This is a genomic window from Streptomyces sp. NPDC020747 (assembly GCF_044334695.1).
Classification (GTDB): domain Bacteria; phylum Actinomycetota; class Actinomycetes; order Streptomycetales; family Streptomycetaceae; genus Streptomyces.
This window is the reverse complement of the sequence record NZ_JBIRTJ010000005.1, coordinates 287,692-305,687: the sequence shown is the minus strand read 5'-3', so window position 1 is coordinate 305,687 and position 17,996 is coordinate 287,692. Positions and strand designations below refer to the sequence as shown.

Here is a 17,996-nt window from a genome sequence, read left to right as displayed (position 1 = left end):
CGTCCCCATAGCGGTCATGGCCGGGCAGCGCGGGTCATCTTGCCGTTACCGCCTCGGCAACGCTGTGGATTCCGGAGAATGCGCCCGTTGATGAGCACGCACGACAGCAGCCGGGCTCCGGACCCCGGAACGCGCGGTCGCAGTTGCGCAGAGGGTGTCTGACCGACGGGGGCGGTTCGGGAGCGCGGTAGGGCGGTAGCGGCGGGAGTTGGGCCGTGAGGCGATGCGCCAGGAGGGCTGCCGGGCGGTGCAGGGGCTCGGGTGGGAGGTCGTAAGTCAGGGCGTGGCGTACGGCGGTCGGGGTGAGGTCTCGCTCCAGCCAGGCGGCGACTCCGGGGGCGAGGTGTTCGGCGTCGATGGCCGTCTGGAGGAGGGTCGGGGAGGCGTACGCGGGCTTCGGTACGGCGGGGAGGGCGCGGCGTGGGGTCTGCTTCCGCTGCTCGGCCGCCCGCCGGGCCGGGGGTCTGGCCGGAGGTTTGGCTGGGCCCTTGGATTCGTCGTCAGGCGCGTCCCCGTGTCGGCCCGGCTGGTTGCAGGAGACCGTGCGGGAGACGATCCGGCCGCTCTCGGTGCGTTCGCGGGTACGGCGCAGGTAGCCGTGGGTCTCCAATTCACGCAGGGCCGCGGCGATACGCGTCGGACCCTCCGGGAAGCGGGCGGCGAGGGTCTTGATGTCGGCTCGGGCGCCGGTGGGCAGCGACTGGATGTGGACGCCGAGTCCGATGGCCAGCCCGGACAGCTCCGGGTGCTGGGCGAGGTGGTTGCCGACCACCGTGAAACGGGTGGTGTGGCGGGAGTTGTCGTGCACGATGCCGCCGCCCGGGTGGGTGTTCGCGCGGACGCTCCGGGGCTGGTGGCTTTTGCCCGCGGTACGAGTCTGGGCGTGCGGGCGCACGCTAGGGTTCTGCGTATCCATCAGGAAGTTGAAGCCTTCCTCGGTGGTCAGGCCCTCGCATTGGGATTGCCGTCCCGGCGGGGGCCGTCGCATGTCTGCGGTTGTGTGGTGCCGCGCTGAGCGTAGAGCAGCCAACCTGTCCCGAAGCCAGCCGAGTTGGTGATGTTCACTCGCCCGAGTGAGCGCCCGCCGCGGGCGGGAGTGGTGGGGCTTGGTGGGGTTTCTTTCCGTCGCGTGTTTCTTTGGAAAGAGCGCCAGGCCCACCGGAGCACACGCCCTCAGCCTTCGGTGAGTGCGATGCCAGGTCGAGTCCGGCCACTGTCGTGGTGCGGGGCACGGCTCGGCGCCGGGCTTGACAATTGGGCGCTGAGTCCCAGGATCCAGGGCCGTGACCTGGTGTTTCGGTGACGTCCGTTGGGACTCTGCGGACAGTTGCCGCCACTGAGGTGGCGGGGTCCGAGTACCGGTGCCGCTGCGGCACCTCGTGTGCTGTTCTCGTCGGGCCGGGCCCCGAAGAGGTGGGGCCCGGAGTGAAGGGAGGTGGACGGGGCTCGGCTCGCGCTCGCGCCGGAAGCATGGGCGGACTTCGTGGCGTCCGCGTCGAGGAGCTGACCTCACCACCCCTGGACCAGGACCAGACCCAGGCCCAGGACCGGGCCCAGGCCCAGGATCAACGAGGAACCCGTACAACGCCCTCCTGGATCACCGTGACCGCCAGGCGCCCGTCCTGGGTGTAGATGCGGGCCTGGCCGAGGCCCCGCCCGCCGGAGGCGGACGGTGACTCCTGGTCGTACAGGAGCCATTCGTCGGCGCGGAACGGGCGGTGGAACCACATCGCGTGGTCCAGGGAGGCGCCGACGACGTCCCCCGTGACCCAGCCGCCGCGCCCGTGGGCGAGCAGCACGGAGTCGAGGAGGGTCATGTCGGAGACGTACGTGGCGAGGCAGACGTGCAGCAGGGGGTCGTCCGCGAGTTTGCCGTTGGCGCGGAACCACACCTGGGAGCGCGGCTCGCGGGCCTCGCCGACGCTGGCGAACGGCGGCGCGTCGACATAGCGGAGGTCGACGGCCTCGCGCGCCTCCAACAGCCGCTCCAGGACGCCCTGTTCGCGGTACAGGTCCATGTACCTCGGCAGCAGCTCGGCCGCCGTCGGCAGGGTCTCGGGATCGGGCGCGGCCGGCATGTCGGCCTGGTGCTCCATGCCCTCCTCGTACGTCTGGAAGGACGCGGAGAGGTGGAAGATCGGCTGTCCGTGCTGGACGGCGACCACCCGGCGGGTCGTGAAGGACCGGCCGTCGCGGATCCGGTCGACGGTGTAGACGATCGGCGCGCCCGGGTCACCGGCGCGCAGGAAGTACGCGTGCAGGGAGTGGGCGAACCGGTCGTCGGGGACCGTGCGCCCCGCGGCGACCAGTGCCTGCGCGGCGACCTGCCCGCCGAAGACGCGGGGGACGACGGCGAACCGGGACTGGCCGCGGAAAATGTCCTGCTCGATCTGCTCAAGGTCGAGCAGATCGAGCAGGGCCTCAAGTGCCTGACTCATGTGCCAGTTCTACCGTGCGGTGATTTCTCGGATGTTTTCTCGGACGTTCTCTCGGGTGCTTCCGGGGCCTACAGGCCCATGTCCTTGGCGATGATCGACTTCATGATCTCGCTGGTGCCGCCGTAGATGCGGTTGACGCGGTTGTCCGCGTACAGGCGGGCGATCGGGTACTCGTTCATGAAGCCGTAGCCGCCGTGCAGCTGGAGGCAGCGGTCGATGACGCGGTGCGCGACCTCGGTGCAGAACAGCTTCGCGGACGCGGCCTCGGCGGGGCTGAGTTCGCCCGCGTCCAGCGCTTCCAGGGAGCGGTCGGCGACGGCCTGCGCGGCGTCCACCTCGGCCTGGCAGGCGGCCAGTTCGAACTTGGTGTTCTGGAAGTGCGAGACCTGCTTGCCGAAGACCGTGCGCTCCAGCACGTACTCCTTGGCGAACCGGACGGCCGCCGCGGCCTGCGCGTACGCGCCGAAGGCGATGCCCCAGCGCTCGGAGGGCAGGTTGCCGCCGAGGTAGTAGAAGCCCTTGTTCTCCTCGCCGAGGAGGTCCTCGACGGGCACCTTCACGTCGACGAACGCCAGCTCGGCGGTGTCGGAGGTCTTCAGGCCGAGCTTGTCGAGCTTGCGGCCCACCGAGTAGCCCTCGGACTTGGTGTCCACGGCGAAGAGGGAGATGCCGAAGCGGCGGTCCTCGGCCGTGGGCGCGGCGGTGCGGGCGCAGACGATCACCTTGTCGGCGTGCACGCCACCCGTGATGAAGGTCTTGGCGCCGTTGAGGACGTAGTGCGAGCCGTCCTCGGAGAGCTTGGCGGTGGTCTTCATGCCCGCGAGGTCGGAGCCGGTGCCCGGCTCGGTCATCGCCAGCGCCCACATCTCCTCGCCGGAGACGAACTTCGGCAGGAAGCGCTTCTTCTGCTCGTCGGTGGCGAGCGCCTTGATGTAGGGCAGGCCCAGAAGCACGTGCACACCGGAGCCGCCGAAGGAGACACCCGCGCGGGCGGTCTCCTCGTACATCACGGCCTCGAACTTGTACGAGTCGATGCCGGCGCCGCCGAACTCCTCGTCCACGCGGATGCCGAAGACGCCCAGCTCGGCGAGCTTGTAGTAGAAGTCGCGCGGCGCCTGGCCGGCCGCGAACCACTCGTCGTAGACGGGAACGACCTCGGCCTCGATGAAGGCCCGGAGGGTCTCCCGGAACGCCTCGTGATCCTCGTTGAACACCGTACGGCGCACCGCCGCCACCTCCACCTGGCTCATGAGTCCATATCTAAGCGCTTGCTCAGAACCTCACCGTACCGGCGAGTAGGCGGCAGCGTCCAGAGGACCGACCCCGTAACGCTCGTCACGCCGCCGCGGCGGCCGCGAAGGCGCCCCTGGCCATCCGGTGCAGCAGTGCCGCCGTGCCGGCGCGGCCCGGGAGGGAGCCGGGGCGGCCCAGGTGGGGGGTGGAGTTCAGCAGCCCGAACACCGAGTGCACCGCCGAGCGGGCCGTCGGTTCGGCCAGCCCGGGACAGACCTCCCGGACCACGTCCACCCACAGCTCGACGTACTGCCGCTGCAGCTGCCGCACCAGCTTGCGGTCGCTGTCCCGGAGGCGGTCCAGCTCGCGGTCGTGCAGGGTGATCAAGGGGCGGTCGTCGAGCGCGAAGTCGATGTGCCCCTCGATGAGCGAGTCGAGGAGCGCCTCGGGATTCCCGTCGGACTCCGCCAGACGGCGCTTGCCGCCGGTCAGCAGCTGCTCACTGATCCCCACCAGCAGTTCGGCGAGCATCGCGTCCTTGCCAGGGAAGTGCCGGTACAGGCCGGGGCCGCTGATGCCGACCGCCGCCCCTATCTCGTCGACCCCGACCCCGTGGAAGCCGCGCTCGGCGAAGAGCCGCGCGGCCTCCTTGAGGATCTGCTCGCGGCGGGTGGGGGCGTCGGTTCTCGTGGCCATGTCCGCAATTCTAGACAGGGAGGTTAGCGATCGTTAACCTGTAGGAAACGCGTTAACGCTCATTAACTTGGTTCGCGGGCCGACGACAACTCGGCTCATGGGCCGACGACAGCTTGGTTCACGGATCGGTGACCTCGGTCCAGGAACCGGTGACCACCGGGTGAGGGGACCGCAGAATGCACGAGGCACCGGAGCTGACGACCGCGGGGGACCCCGCGGCGGAGGCCTGGCGGGCCAACGAGGAGGCGCACCGCGCGCTCGTCGACGAGCTGCGGCGCAAGCTGGCCGCGGCCCGTCTCGGCGGCGGTGAGCGGGCCCGCGCCCGGCACACCGCCCGCGGCAAGCTGCTGCCGCGCGACCGCGTGGACACGCTCCTCGACCCCGGCTCGCCCTTCCTGGAGCTGGCCCCGCTGGCGGCCGACGGGCTGTACGAGGGGCAGGCCCCGGCCGCGGGCGTCATCGCCGGGATCGGCCGGGTGAGCGGCCGCGAGTGCGTGGTGATCGCCAACGACGCCACGGTCAAGGGCGGCACGTACTACCCGATGACGGTGAAGAAGCACCTGCGCGCCCAGGAGGTGGCCCTTGAGAACCGCCTCCCCTGTGTGTACCTGGTGGACTCGGGCGGCGCCTTCCTCCCCATGCAGGACGAGGTCTTCCCCGACCGCGAGCACTTCGGGCGGATCTTCTACAACCAGGCCCGGATGTCGGGGGCCGGCATCCCGCAGATCGCGGCCGTCCTCGGCTCGTGCACGGCCGGCGGGGCGTACGTCCCGGCGATGAGCGACGAGGCCGTGATCGTGCGGAACCAGGGCACGATCTTCCTCGGCGGTCCGCCCCTGGTGAAGGCCGCCACCGGCGAGGTCGTCACGGCGGAGGAGCTGGGCGGCGGCGAGGTCCACTCCCGGGTCTCCGGCGTCACGGACCACCTCGCGGAGGACGACGCGCACGCGCTGCGGATCGTACGGACCATCGTCTCCACCCTCCCCGACCGCGGCCCCCTCCCCTGGTCCGTCACCCAGGGCATCGAGCCGAAGGTGGACCCCGCCGGGCTGTACGGCGCGGTGCCGGTGGACTCCCGCACCCCCTATGACGTGCGCGAGGTCATCGCGCGCGTGGTCGACGGCTCGCGCTTCGCCGAGTTCAAGGCGGAGTTCGGGCAGACCCTCGTCACCGGCTTCGCCCGGATCCACGGCCACCCGGTCGGCATCGTCGCGAACAACGGCATCCTGTTCTCCGAGTCCGCCCAGAAGGGCGCCCACTTCATCGAGCTGTGCGACCAGCGCGGCATCCCGCTGGTGTTCCTGCAGAACATCTCGGGCTTCATGGTGGGCCGTCAGTACGAGGCCGGAGGCATCGCCAAGCACGGCGCGAAGATGGTGACCGCGGTGGCCTGCACCCGCGTACCGAAACTGACGGTGGTGGTCGGCGGGTCGTACGGCGCGGGCAACTACTCGATGTGCGGACGGGCGTACTCCCCGCGCTTCCTCTGGATGTGGCCCAACGCCAAGATCTCGGTCATGGGCGGCGAACAGGCCGCCTCGGTCCTCGCGACCGTCAAGCGCGACCAGTTGGAGGGGCGCGGCGAGTCCTGGCCGGCGGAGGACGAGGAGGAGTTCAAGGCTCCGATCCGCGCCCAGTACGAGCGCCAGGGCAGCGCCTACTACGCGACGGCCCGGCTCTGGGACGACGGTGTGATCGACCCGATGGAGACCCGGCAGGTGCTGGGGCTGGCTCTGACGACTTGCGCGAACGCCCCGCTGGGTGACCCCCAGTTCGGCGTCTTCCGGATGTGAGGGGACGGACGTGAGGGAACGGACGACGATGTTCGACACGGTGCTTGTGGCCAACCGGGGCGAGATCGCCGTACGGGTCATCCGTACGCTCCGGTCGCTGGGCGTCCGCTCGGTGGCCGTCTTCTCGGACGCGGACGCCGACGCCCGGCACGTGCGCGAGGCGGACACGGCGGTCCGGATCGGTCCGGCGCCGGCCGCCGAGAGCTATCTGTCGGCGGAGCGGCTGCTGGAGGCGGCGGCGCGGACGGGCGCGCAGGCGGTGCACCCCGGGTACGGATTCCTGGCGGAGAACGCCGACTTCGCGCGGGCGTGCGCCGACGCGGGGCTCGTCTTCATCGGTCCTCCGGCGGACGCCATCTCGCTCATGGGCGACAAGATCCGCGCCAAGGAGACGGTGCAGGCGGCCGGGGTTCCGGTGGTGCCGGGTTCGTCCGGCAGCGGGCTGTCCGATGCCGAACTGGCCGCCGCCGCGCGGGAGATCGGGGTGCCGGTGCTGTTGAAGCCGTCGGCGGGCGGTGGCGGCAAGGGCATGCGGCTCGTGCGGGACGCCTCCTCGCTGGCCGACGAGATCGCCGCCGCGCGGCGGGAGGCGCGGGCCTCCTTCGGCGACGACACGCTCCTCGTCGAGCGGTGGGTCGACCGGCCCCGGCACATCGAGATCCAGGTCCTGGCGGACGGCCACGGCAACGTCGTACATCTCGGCGAGCGCGAGTGCTCCCTCCAGCGCCGCCACCAGAAGATCATCGAGGAGGCGCCGAGCGTGTTCCTCGACGAGAGGACCCGCGCCGCGATGGGCGAGGCGGCGGTCCAGGCGGCCCGCTCCTGCGGGTACTCGGGGGCGGGCACGGTCGAGTTCATCGTGCCGGGCGTCGACCCGTCCTCGTACTACTTCATGGAGATGAACACGCGTCTCCAGGTCGAGCATCCGGTGACCGAGATGATCACGGGCGTTGACCTGGTGGAGTGGCAGTTGCGGGTGGCGGCGGGTGAGCGGCTCGCGTTCGCCCAGGACGACGTCACGCTGACCGGGCATGCCGTCGAGGCCCGCATCTGCGCGGAGGATCCGGCGCGGGGGTTCCTGCCGTCCGGCGGTACGGTCCTGCGGCTGCACGAACCCCAGGGCGACGGCATCCGCACGGACTCGGGGCTGTCCGAGGGCACGGAGGTCGGGTCGCTGTACGACCCGATGCTGTCCAAGGTGATCGCCTACGGGCCGGACCGAGCGACCGCGCTGCGACGCCTTCGCGGGGCGTTGGCGGGGACGGTGACGCTGGGGGTGCGGACGAACGCGGGTTTCCTCCGGAGGTTGCTGGGTCATCCTGCGGTTGTCGCGGGGGAGTTGGACACGGGGTTGGTGGAGCGGGAGGTGGAGGGGCTGGTTTCGGGTTCGGTGCCGCCCGAGGTGTACGAGGCCGCCGCGGCCGTCCGCCTGGACGCGCTGGCCCCTGCCGGCAGCGGCTGGACCGACCCGTTCTCCGTGCCGAGCGGCTGGCGGCTCGGCGGTGAACCGGCGGTGCCGGCCTTCGACCTGCGAGTGACGGGACTTGAACCCGTCACTCTCCGGGCGCAGCCGGGCGCCGAGGTCACCCCCACACATGTCTCCGTCACCCTCGACGGCGTACTCCACACCTTCCACCGGGCCGGCGACTGGCTCGGCCGGGACGGCGACACCTGGCACGTCCGCGACCACGATCCGGTCGCCGCCTCCCTCACCGGAACCGCGCACGCCGGGGCGGACTCCCTCACCGCCCCCATGCCCGGAACCGTCACCGTCGTGAAGGTGGCCGTGGGGGACGAAGTGGCCGCCGGGCAGAGCCTGTTGGTGGTGGAGGCGATGAAGATGGAGCACGTCGTCTCCGCCCCGCACGCGGGCACCGTCACCGAGTTGGACGTCACCCCGGGCACGACGGTCGCCATGGACCAGATCCTGGCCGTCGTCGCGCCGGGCGAGGAACCTCAGGAGGAGAAGGCATGACCACCCCCGAACTCGGACTGCCCATGCCCGTACCGGCCGAGGGGCTCCCGGCCCGCGTCCGTATCCACGAGGTCGGCGCCCGCGACGGACTGCAGAACGAGAAGGCGACCGTCCCGACGGAGACGAAGGCGGAGTTCATACGGCGGCTGGCCGACGCGGGTCTAGGCACCATCGAGGCGACGAGCTTCGTCCACCCCAAGTGGGTGCCCCAACTGGCAGACGCGGAGCAGTTGTTCCCCCTCGTCCGCGACCTGGCCGACCTCTCGGGCACATCCCTCCCCGTCCTCGTACCGAACGAACGGGGCCTGGACCGGGCGCTGGCTCTCGGCGCGACCCGTATCGCGGTCTTCGCCAGTGCCACGGAGTCCTTCGCCAAGGCCAACCTCAACCGGACCGTGGACGAGGCGCTGGCGATGTTCGAGCCGGTGGTCCGACGGGCCAAGGACCAGGACGCCCACGTGCGCGGCTATCTGTCGATGTGCTTCGGCGATCCGTGGGAGGGACCGGTGCCCGTTCCCCAGGTCGTACGGGTCTGCCGGGCGCTCCTCGACATGGGCTGCGACGAGCTGAGCCTGGGCGACACGATCGGCGTGGCGACCCCGGGGCATGTGGGCCGGCTTCTCACCGCGCTCGACGAAGAGGGCATCCCCACGCCCACCCTCGGCGTGCACTTCCACGACACCTACGGCCAGGCGCTCTCCAACACCCTGGCCTCGCTCCAGCACGGCGTCACGACGGTGGACGCGTCCGCCGGCGGCCTCGGCGGCTGCCCGTACGCGAAGAGCGCCACCGGCAACCTCGCCACCGAAGACCTCGTGTGGATGCTGACGGGCCTCGGCATCGACACCGGGGTCGACCTCGACCGTCTCACCGCCACCAGCGTGTGGATGGCCGAACAACTGGGCCGACCCAGCCCGTCCCGCACCGTCCGTGCCCTCTCCCACCAGGAGTGATCCCCATGCCTCTCGACCACCGCCTCTCCCCCGAACTCGACGAACTGCGCCGTACGGTGGCCGACTTCGCGCACGACGTCGTGGCCCCGAAGATCGGCGACTTCTACGAGCGCCACGAGTTCCCGTACGAGATCGTCCGCGAGATGGGCCGCATGGGCCTGTTCGGGCTGCCGTTCCCGGAGGAGTACGGGGGGATGGGCGGCGACTATCTGGCCCTCGGCATCGTCCTCGAAGAACTCGCCCGCGTCGACTCGTCGGTGGCCATCACCCTGGAGGCGGGCGTATCGCTGGGCGCGATGCCGATCCACCTCTTCGGAACGCCGGAGCAGAAGGCGGAGTGGCTCCCGCGCCTCTGCTCGGGCGAGATCCTCGGCGCCTTCGGTCTCACCGAGCCGGACGGCGGCTCGGACGCGGGCGCGACCCGTACGACGGCCCGGCTGGACGAGGCGACGAACGAGTGGGTGATCAACGGCACCAAGTGCTTCATCACCAACTCGGGGACGGACATCACGGGCCTGGTCACGGTGACGGCGGTGACCGGCCGCACCGAGGCGGGCAAGCCCCTCATCTCCTCGATCATCGTGCCGTCGGGAACCCCCGGCTTCACGGTCGCGGCCCCCTACTCGAAGGTCGGCTGGAACGCCTCGGACACGCGCGAACTGTCCTTCGCCGACGTCCGCGTCCCGGCGGCGAACCTGCTCGGCTCCGAGGGCCGCGGCTACGCGCAGTTCCTCCGCATCCTCGACGAGGGCCGCATCGCCATCGCGGCGCTGGCAACGGGTCTCGCCCAGGGCTGCGTGGACGAATCACTGAAGTACGCGAAGGAGCGCCACGCCTTCGGCCGCCCGATCGGCGCGAACCAGGCGATCCAGTTCAAGATCGCGGACATGGAGATGAAGGCCTACACGGCCCGCCTCGCCTGGCGCGACGCGGCCTCCCGCCTGGTCGCGGGCGAACCCTTCAAGAAGGAGGCGGCCCTGGCCAAGCTCCACTCCTCCACCATCGCCGTCGACAACGCCCGCGACGCCACCCAGATCCACGGCGGCTACGGCTTCATGAACGAGTACCCGGTCGCCCGCATGTGGCGCGACTCCAAGATCCTGGAAATCGGCGAGGGCACGAGCGAGGTACAGCGGATGCTGATCGCGCGGGAGTTGGGGTTGGCGGGCTGACCTCTCTCCCCTTCGGGTCACAGGCGGCTCACAAGGGCGTTTGCGGGCCGCCTTCGGCATTTCCGCAGGTGAGGCCCACTCCCTGGACAGATAGTGAGGTTAGGCTAACCTACCTTTCGCACTGTCCGGTGGGTCATCCGCCCTGTTCGAAAGCAGCCACGCCATGTCCAACGCCCGTGTCACCCACCTCACCCGTCGCGGCATCCTCGCCGCCGGTGGCGCCCTCGGTCTCGGTGCCGCGCTCGCCGCCTGTGGTGACGAAGACTCGAAGAGCGGCGGCTCGGCGGACGCGACGAAAAGCGCCGCCGCGTCGGGCCCGTGGAGCTTCGAGGACGACCGCGGTACGACGGTGAAGCTGGACAAGGTCCCGGCCAATATCGTCGCGTTCACCGGTGTCGCCGCCGCCCTCTACGACTACGGCATCGAGGTCAAGGGCGTCTTCGGTCCGACGAAGACGAAGGACGGCAAGGCCGATGTCCAGGCCGGCGACATGGACATCAGCAAGGTGACGATCCTCGGCAACGCGTGGGGCGAGTTCAACATCGAGAAGTACGCGGGGCTCGCCCCCGACGTGCTGCTCTCCACGATGTTCGACGACGCCGGCACCCTCTGGTACGTCCCCGAGGAGTCCAAGGACAAGATCCTCAAGCTCGCCCCGAGCGTCGGCATCTCCGTCTACGACCGCCAGCTGCCCAAGCCGCTGGAGCGCATGCTCGCGCTCGCCGAGTCGCTCGGCGCCGATGTGAAGGCCGCCAAGACCGTCGAGGCGAAGAAGAACTTCGAGACGGCCGCCGAGCGGCTGCGCAAGGCCGCCAAGTCCCGCCCGGAGATCAAGGTCCTCGTCGGCTCCGCGAGCCAGGACATCTTCTACGTCTCCGGCTCGAACCTCTCCATCGACCTGGAGTACTTCAAGGCCCTCGGCGTGAACATCGTCGAGCCCTCCGCCAAGGCCCTGAAGGCCAGCGGCGGTTGGTTCGAGAACCTGAGCTGGGAGAACGTCGACAAGTACCCGGCGGACATCATCATGATGGACGACCGCACCGCGACCATCCAGCCGGCCGACATCACCGAGGCCACCTGGAAGAAGCTCCCCGCGGTCAAGGCCGACCAGGTCATCCCCCGCACCCCGGAGCCGATCCTCTCCTACGACAAGTGCACCCCCATGCTCAACACCCTCGCCGAAGCGATAGAGAAGGCCAAGAAGGTCGCCTGACCGGCGGCCCTGCAAGGGGCGCGGGGAACTGCGCAGTCTTTTTGGGGCGCGGGGAACCGCGCGAGCAACCCAGGCCGACCCGCACTGTGCGAACCGACCGCCACCCCTTCAGGGGCGCGGGGAACTGCGCAATCTTTTAGGGCGCGGGGAACTGCGCGACCAGCCCTCACCCACCCGCACCCCGCACACAACCCCCACTCCGCGCAGCGACCCCGCCCCCTGACGCAAACTCGGGAGCAAGAACCATGCCAACGGCAGTAGCCGCCCCGTTCCGTTTCTTCACCCTTCAGGTCATACGGACGAGGCGGCTCAGCCCGTCCCTCGTCCGCGTCACCTTCACCGGCCCGGACCTCCGCGCCTTCGCCTCCGACGGCCGGGACCAGAGCCTCTCGCTCTTCCTCCCCCGCCCGGGCCAGCAGGTCCCCGTCATGCCGATGGAGTACGGCGACGGCTGGCGCCAGGCCTGGATCGACACCCCCGAAGACGTCCGCGCGGTCATGCGCTCGTACACCCTGCGCGCCCTGCGCCAGGACGCGAGCGGCGCCACCACCGAGATCGACATCGACTTCGTGCTGCACGGCACGGAACCCGGCGCCGCCACCCCCGCGGGCCCGGCCTCCCGCTGGGCCGCGGACGCCGGGGCCGGCGACCGGGCCGTCCTGCTCGGCCCGTCCGTCGCCGACAACACGGCGATCCGGTTCCGCCCGCCCGCCGACGCCGACCTGATCGTCATCTGGGCCGACGAGACGGCCCTGCCCGCCGCCTCGGCCATCCTGGAGACGCTGCCCGCCGGGACGAAGGCCCGCGTCTGGCTTGAGGTCCCGCACACCGGCGACCGCGTCGAGCCCACCACCTCGGCGGACGCGGAGATCACCTGGCTCGTACGCGACGAGATGCGCGACGCCATACCGGGCAACACACAGGACGAGCCCCCCAACGAGCCCCAAGCCGACGGAACCCCCCTCGCCCTCGAAGCCATCCGCGCCGCCCAACTCCCCTCCGCCCAGGCCCCGTACGCCTGGATCGCGGGCGAGTCCGGGTGTGTGAAGGCGCTGCGGCGCCACCTCGTGCGGGAGCGCGAGATCGACCGCAGGCGGGTCACCTTCGTCGGCTACTGGCGGCGCGGACTGAGCGAGGAGCAACTCCGCGAGCGAGGCGAGTGACGGGGTGAAGTGACGGGAGAAGGACGAGAGATGTGACGGGAGAGAGGCAAAGCCCACAGCGTTACGGGTGGGGCAGACACCCATAGGAACTTAGGTTAGGCTTACCTAAGTTAAGCGCCGCCCCCCACAGCTCTTACGCGCCCGTTTCTCTCCTGTCCCCGGAGGACTCCCCCATGCGCTCGCACCTGCTCAACGACACGACCGCGGAGCGGTACCGCCGCTCCGTGACCGAAGGAATAGAGCGGGTGGCGGCCAAACTCGCCACCACCGACCGTCCGTTCACCGGCGTCACGGTCGACGCCCTCGCGCCCCGGATCGAGCGGATCGACCTCGACAAGCCGCTGCACGACACGACCGCGGTGCTCGACGAGCTGGAGGACGTCTACCTCCGGGACGCCGTCTACTTCCACCACCCCCGCTACCTCGCGCACCTCAACTGCCCGGTGGTCATACCCGCCGTGCTCGGCGAGGCGGTCCTCTCCGCCGTCAACTCCTCCCTGGACACCTGGGACCAGTCGGCCGGCGGCACCCTCATCGAGCGCAAGCTGATCGACTGGACCAACGACCGCATCGGGTTCGGGCCCGCCGCCGACGGCGTGTTCACCTCCGGCGGCTCGCAGTCCAACCTCCAGGCGCTGCTGCTGGCCCGCGAGGAGGCCAAACCAGGGCGGGCAGGGTGGGAAGCGTCTGCCTCGCACGCCAAACTGCGGATCTTCGCCTCCGAGGTGAGCCACTTCAGCGTCAAGAAGTCGGCGAAACTCCTCGGCCTCGGCCAGGACTCCGTGGTCTCGATCCCCGTCGGCAACGACAAGCGCATGCAGACGGTCGCGCTCGCCCGCGAGCTGGAGCGCTGCAGGCGCGACGGCCTGGTCCCGATGGCCGTCGTCGCGACCGCCGGCACCACCGACTTCGGCTCCATCGATCCGCTGCCCGAGATCGCCGAGCTGTGCGAGCAGTTCGGTGCCTGGATGCACGTCGACGCCGCGTACGGTTGCGGACTGCTCGCGTCCCTGAAGAACCGGCACCGCATCGACGGCATCGAGCGCGCCGACTCGGTGACCGTGGACTACCACAAGTCCTTCTTCCAGCCGGTGAGTTCGTCCGCCGTGCTGGTCCGCGACGCGGCCACCCTGCGCCACGCGACCTACCACGCGGAGTACCTCAACCCGCGTCGCATGGTGCAGGAGCGCATCCCCAACCAGGTCGACAAGTCCCTGCAGACCACCCGCCGCTTCGACGCCCTCAAGCTGTGGATGACGCTGCGCGTGATGGGCGCCGACGGCATCGGCCAGCTCTTCGACGAGGTCTGCGAACTGGCCGAGGAGGGCTGGAGGCTGATCGCCGCCGACCCGCGCTACGACGTCGTGGTCGAGCCGTCGCTCTCCACCCTCGTCTTCCGCTACATCCCGGCGGCCGTCACCGACCCGGCCGAGATCGACCGCGCCAACCTGTACGCCCGCAAGGCCCTGTTCGCCTCCGGCGACGCGGTGGTCGCGGGTACGAAGGTCGGTGGCCGCCACTTCCTCAAGTTCACCCTGCTCAACCCCGAGACCACGACGGACGACATCTCCGCCGTACTCGACCTGATCGCCGGCCACGCCGAGCAGTACCTGGGAGAGTCCCTTGACCGCGCTTCCTGACTCCGCGCTTCCTGGATTCGCCGGGAAGATCCACGACTTCATCGGCATCGGGCTCGGCCCCTTCAACCTCGGCCTCGCCTGCCTCACCGAGCCGATCGACGAACTCGACGGTGTCTTCCTGGAGTCCAAGCCGGACTTCGAGTGGCACTCCGGGATGTTCCTGGAGGGCGCACACCTCCAGACCCCGTTCATGTCGGACCTGGTCACCCTGGCCGACCCGACGTCCCCGTACTCCTTCCTCAACTACCTGAAGGAATCGGGCCGTCTGTACTCGTTCTACATCCGCGAGAACTTCTACCCGCTGCGCGTCGAGTACGACGACTACTGCCGCTGGGCCGCCTCGAAACTGACCGGCGTCCGTTTCAGCACGACGGTCGCGGAGGTGACGTACGCCGATGACGTGTACGTCGTCCGCACGACGGCCGGTGCCGAGTTCCGCGCCCGGCGCCTCGTCCTGGGCACCGGCACTCCCCCGTACGTACCGGAAGCCTGCGCCGGACTCGGCGGGGACTTCATCCACAACTCCCGCTACCGGCAGCACAAGCAGGCGCTGCAGGCCAAGAAGTCGATCACGCTCGTCGGCAGCGGGCAGTCCGCCGCCGAGATCTACTACGACCTGCTGAGCGAGATCGACGTCCACGGCTACCGGCTGAACTGGGTCACGCGCTCGCCGCGCTTCTTCCCGCTCGAATACACCAAGCTGACGCTGGAGATGACCTCCCCGGAGTACATCGACTACTTCCACGCGCTGCCCGAGGGGACCCGCTACCGCCTCCGGACGGACCAGAAGGGCCTGTTCAAGGGCATCGACGGCGAGCTGATCGACTCGATCTTCGACCTGCTCTACCAGAAGAACCTCGGCGGCCCGGTCCCCACCCGCCTGCTCACCAACTCCGCCCTCAGCACGGCGAGTTACGAGTCCGGCACGTACACCCTGGGCCTGCGCCAGGAGGAGCAGGGCAAGGACTACGAGCTGCACTCCGAGGGCCTGGTCCTGGCGACCGGTTACAAGTACGTGGAGCCCGAGTTCCTCAGGCCCGTCCGCGACCGCATCGTCTACGACGGGCAGGGCAACCACGACGTGGCCCGCAACTACGCCATCGACACGACCGGCCGGGGCATCTTCCTGCAGAACGCCGGCGTCCACACCCACTCGATCACCTCACCGGACCTCGGCATGGGCGCGTACCGCAACGCCTACATCATCCGGGAGCTGCTCGGCACCGAGTACTACCCGGTGGAGAAGTCCATCGCCTTCCAGGAGTTCGCGGTATGAGCGCCGCCGGAACCGGCAACACCGTGGGCGCCCTGAGCCTGCGCCCCCTCGACCCCCTCAAGGACGCCGAGCTGCTGCACTCCTGGGTGACGCATCCCAAGGCCGCCTTCTGGATGATGCAGAACGCCAAGCTCCAGGACGTCGAGCGGGAGTACATGGCCGTCGCGGCCAACGAGCACCATCACGCGTATCTCGGGTTCCACGACGGCCGGCCCGCGTTCCTGATGGAGAAGTACGACCCCCGGTACATCGAGCTGGTCGGGCTGTACGAGCCCGAGCCCGGTGACGTCGGCATGCACTTCCTGGTCGCCCCCACCGACCGGCCCGTGCACGGCTTCACCAGGGCCGTCATCACCGCGGTGATGGACGAGCTGTTCGCCGACCCGCGCACCCGGCGGGTCGTCGTCGAGCCGGATGTCACCAACAAGGCAGTGCACGCGCTGAACGAGGCCGTCGGCTTCGTCCCGGCGCGCGAGATCGACAAGCCGGAGAAGCGCGCGCTGCTCTCCTTCTGCACGCGCGAGCGCTTCTTGAATCGGCGCAGTCCGGCCACCCGAGGAGTTTCCCTGTGACCCTGTCCGACGCCGTGGCACATCTGTCCCCCCACCGCTGGGCGCGGGCCAACCGCCTCCTCATCCGCAAGGCCCTCGCCGAGTTCGCCCACGAACGGCTGATCACGCCGGAACCGATCGAGGGCAAGGAGGGCAAGAAGGGTGCGTACGCCATCCGCAGTGACGACGGGCTGACCCGCTACCGGTTCACCGCCACCCGCCGCGCCCTCGACCACTGGCAGGTCGACGCCGAGTCGATCACCAGGCACCGCGACGGCGGCGAACTCCCCCTGCACGCCCTGGACTTCTTCGTCGAGCTGAAGGGCACGCTCGGTCTGAGCGACGAGGTGCTCCCGGTCTACCTGGAGGAGATCTCCTCCACCCTGGCCGGCACCTGCTACAAGCTCACCAAGCCACAGCTCACCTCCGCCGAGCTCGCGAAAAGCGGCTTCCAGGAGATCGAGACGGGCATGACGGAGGGCCACCCCTGCTTCGTCGCCAACAACGGGCGGCTGGGCTTCGGGGTCCACGAGTACCTCTCGTACGCGCCGGAGACGGCCAGCCCCGTACGGCTGGTCTGGCTGGCCGCGCACCGCTCGCGGGCCGCGTTCACGGCGGGCGTGGGCATCGAGTACGAGTCGTTCCTGCGCGACGAGCTGGGCGAGGAGACCGTCGCGCGGTTCGACGACCGCCTGCGCGCCCAGGAGTTGGACCCGGCGGACTTCCTGTTCATCCCGGTCCACCCCTGGCAGTGGTGGAACAAGCTCACGGTCACCTTCGCCGCCGAGGTCGCCCAGCAGCGCCTGGTGTGTCTGGGCGAGGGCGACGACGAGTACCTGGCCCAGCAGTCGATCCGGACGTTCTTCAACAGGAGCGCCCCCGAGAAGCACTATGTGAAGACCGCCCTGTCGGTCATCAACATGGGCTTCATGCGCGGCCTTTCCGCCGCCTACATGGAGGCGACCCCGGCCATCAACGACTGGCTCGCCCAACTCATCGACAACGACCCGGTGTTGAAGTCGACGGGCCTGTCGATCATCCGCGAGCGGGCGGCCGTCGGCTACCGGCACCTGGAGTACGAGGCCGCCACCGACCGCTACTCCCCGTACCGGAAGATGCTCGCCGCCCTGTGGCGCGAGAGCCCGGTCTCCTCGCTCCGGGACGGCGAGTCGCTCGCCACCATGGCCTCACTCCTGCACGTCGACCACGAGGGCGCGTCGATCGCGGCCACCCTGATCGAGCGCTCGGGGCTGACGCCGGTGGAGTGGCTGCGCCGCTATCTGCGGGCCTACCTCACCCCGCTGCTGCACAGCTTCTATGCCTACGACCTGGTGTTCATGCCGCACGGCGAGAACGTCATCCTCGTGCTCAAGGACGGGGTCGTGGAGCGGGCGATCTACAAGGACATCGCCGAGGAGATCGCTGTCATGGACCCGGACGCGGTGCTGCCGCCGACGGTCGAGCGGCTGCGCGTCGATGTCCCCGAGGAGAAAAAACTCCTGTCGATCTTCACGGACGTCTTCGACTGCTTCTTCCGCTTCCTCGCCGCGAACCTGGCGGGCGAGGGCGTCCTGGAGGAGGACGACTTCTGGCGGACGGTCGCCGACTGCGTACGCGAGTACCAGGCGGCCACACCCGAACTCGCGGACAAGTTCAAGCAGTACGACATGTTCGCGCCCGAGTTCTCGCTGTCCTGCCTCAACCGTCTCCAGCTGCGCGACAACGAGCAGATGGTGGATCTCGCCGATCCCGCCGGAGCACTCCAGCTCGTCGGGAACCTGAAGAACCCCATCGCCGAGCTGTAAGCACCGGCCTACTCACCGGCTGACAGCTCCCACAAGCAGGCGGGCGTCCCCCAGAACGGTCCCAGGGGGCGCCCGCCGCCGTGTTCAC

14 protein-coding genes are annotated in these 17,996 nt (G+C 69.8%); 10 read left to right on the top strand and 4 right to left on the bottom strand.

What is annotated here, in order from left to right:
- Window positions 1–34: 34 nt before the first annotated feature.
- The 4 genes from ACH4YP_RS16540 to ACH4YP_RS16525 all read right to left on the bottom strand — a co-directional run bounded on the left by ACH4YP_RS16540 (window position 35) and on the right by ACH4YP_RS16525 (window position 4,367).
- Entirely contained in the window at window positions 35–916 is an 882-nt protein-coding gene (locus tag ACH4YP_RS16540; protein WP_398490958.1) for a helix-turn-helix domain-containing protein, read from the bottom strand.
- A gap of 649 nt (window positions 917–1,565) precedes the next feature.
- Window positions 1,566–2,438 (bottom strand): acyl-CoA thioesterase II, encoded by an 873-nt coding sequence (gene tesB / locus ACH4YP_RS16535; RefSeq protein ID WP_361059662.1) that lies wholly within the window; start codon window positions 2,436–2,438, stop codon window positions 1,566–1,568.
- A gap of 68 nt (window positions 2,439–2,506) precedes the next feature.
- Complete coding sequence (locus ACH4YP_RS16530; RefSeq protein WP_269647303.1) at window positions 2,507–3,664, bottom strand: acyl-CoA dehydrogenase family protein; 1,158 nt, start codon at window positions 3,662–3,664, stop codon at window positions 2,507–2,509.
- Window positions 3,665–3,773: 109 nt separating this feature from the next.
- Window positions 3,774–4,367, bottom strand: coding sequence for a TetR/AcrR family transcriptional regulator (locus ACH4YP_RS16525; RefSeq protein WP_361059665.1), 594 nt, complete (start codon window positions 4,365–4,367; stop codon window positions 3,774–3,776).
- 176 nt (window positions 4,368–4,543) lie between these two features.
- On the opposite strand from ACH4YP_RS16525, the gene ACH4YP_RS16520 reads away from it, so the two are divergent.
- From ACH4YP_RS16520 to ACH4YP_RS16475, 10 genes are all read left to right on the top strand, one after another.
- Window positions 4,544–6,160: a carboxyl transferase domain-containing protein gene (locus ACH4YP_RS16520; protein WP_398490957.1), complete on the top strand. Its 1,617-nt coding sequence runs from the start codon at window positions 4,544–4,546 to the stop codon at window positions 6,158–6,160.
- A 28-nt stretch (window positions 6,161–6,188) separates the two neighbouring features.
- Entirely contained in the window at window positions 6,189–8,135 is a 1,947-nt protein-coding gene (locus ACH4YP_RS16515; protein WP_398491077.1) for an acetyl/propionyl/methylcrotonyl-CoA carboxylase subunit alpha, read from the top strand.
- Window positions 8,132–9,088, top strand: coding sequence for a hydroxymethylglutaryl-CoA lyase (locus tag ACH4YP_RS16510; RefSeq protein ID WP_398490956.1), 957 nt, complete (start codon window positions 8,132–8,134; stop codon window positions 9,086–9,088). Before ACH4YP_RS16515 ends, ACH4YP_RS16510 begins: the two co-directional genes overlap by 4 nt.
- Window positions 9,089–9,093: 5 nt before the next feature.
- Window positions 9,094–10,260: an acyl-CoA dehydrogenase family protein gene (locus tag ACH4YP_RS16505; RefSeq protein WP_398490955.1), complete on the top strand. Its 1,167-nt coding sequence runs from the start codon at window positions 9,094–9,096 to the stop codon at window positions 10,258–10,260.
- A 163-nt stretch (window positions 10,261–10,423) separates the two neighbouring features.
- Window positions 10,424–11,473: an ABC transporter substrate-binding protein gene (locus ACH4YP_RS16500; RefSeq protein WP_361059679.1), complete on the top strand. Its 1,050-nt coding sequence runs from the start codon at window positions 10,424–10,426 to the stop codon at window positions 11,471–11,473.
- Between the two features lie 245 nt (window positions 11,474–11,718).
- Window positions 11,719–12,636 (top strand): siderophore-interacting protein, encoded by a 918-nt coding sequence (locus tag ACH4YP_RS16495; RefSeq protein ID WP_361059682.1) that lies wholly within the window; start codon window positions 11,719–11,721, stop codon window positions 12,634–12,636.
- 173 nt (window positions 12,637–12,809) lie between these two features.
- Entirely contained in the window at window positions 12,810–14,276 is a 1,467-nt protein-coding gene (desA, locus tag ACH4YP_RS16490; protein ID WP_361059685.1) for a lysine decarboxylase DesA, read from the top strand.
- On the top strand, window positions 14,260–15,552 hold the full coding sequence (locus tag ACH4YP_RS16485; RefSeq protein ID WP_361059688.1) for a SidA/IucD/PvdA family monooxygenase: 1,293 nt from the start codon (window positions 14,260–14,262) through the stop codon (window positions 15,550–15,552). Before desA ends, ACH4YP_RS16485 begins: the two co-directional genes overlap by 17 nt.
- Window positions 15,549–16,124 (top strand): GNAT family N-acetyltransferase, encoded by a 576-nt coding sequence (locus ACH4YP_RS16480; protein ID WP_361059691.1) that lies wholly within the window; start codon window positions 15,549–15,551, stop codon window positions 16,122–16,124. Before ACH4YP_RS16485 ends, ACH4YP_RS16480 begins: the two co-directional genes overlap by 4 nt.
- A complete protein-coding gene (locus ACH4YP_RS16475) occupies window positions 16,121–17,908 on the top strand; it encodes an IucA/IucC family siderophore biosynthesis protein (RefSeq protein ID WP_361059695.1) in 1,788 nt (595 codons plus the stop codon). The genes ACH4YP_RS16480 and ACH4YP_RS16475 overlap by 4 nt, the downstream gene beginning before the upstream one ends.
- Window positions 17,909–17,996: the final 88 nt, after the last annotated feature.

Excerpts from the sequence above, each read along its gene's own strand:
- ACH4YP_RS16540 (WP_398490958.1), bottom strand. The coding sequence starts at position 916 with ATGGATACGCAGAACCCTAGCGTGCGCCCGCACGCCCAGACTCGTACC.
- tesB (WP_361059662.1), bottom strand. The coding sequence starts at position 2,438 with ATGAGTCAGGCACTTGAGGCCCTGCTCGATCTGCTCGACCTTGAGCAG.
- ACH4YP_RS16525 (WP_361059665.1), bottom strand. The coding sequence starts at position 4,367 with ATGGCCACGAGAACCGACGCCCCCACCCGCCGCGAGCAGATCCTCAAG.
- ACH4YP_RS16520 (WP_398490957.1), top strand. The coding sequence starts at position 4,544 with ATGCACGAGGCACCGGAGCTGACGACCGCGGGGGACCCCGCGGCGGAG.
- ACH4YP_RS16515 (WP_398491077.1), top strand. The coding sequence starts at position 6,189 with ATGTTCGACACGGTGCTTGTGGCCAACCGGGGCGAGATCGCCGTACGG.
- ACH4YP_RS16510 (WP_398490956.1), top strand. The coding sequence starts at position 8,132 with ATGACCACCCCCGAACTCGGACTGCCCATGCCCGTACCGGCCGAGGGG.
- ACH4YP_RS16505 (WP_398490955.1), top strand. The coding sequence starts at position 9,094 with ATGCCTCTCGACCACCGCCTCTCCCCCGAACTCGACGAACTGCGCCGT.
- ACH4YP_RS16500 (WP_361059679.1), top strand. The coding sequence starts at position 10,424 with ATGTCCAACGCCCGTGTCACCCACCTCACCCGTCGCGGCATCCTCGCC.
- ACH4YP_RS16495 (WP_361059682.1), top strand. The coding sequence starts at position 11,719 with ATGCCAACGGCAGTAGCCGCCCCGTTCCGTTTCTTCACCCTTCAGGTC.
- desA (WP_361059685.1), top strand. The coding sequence starts at position 12,810 with ATGCGCTCGCACCTGCTCAACGACACGACCGCGGAGCGGTACCGCCGC.
- ACH4YP_RS16480 (WP_361059691.1), top strand. The coding sequence starts at position 15,549 with ATGAGCGCCGCCGGAACCGGCAACACCGTGGGCGCCCTGAGCCTGCGC.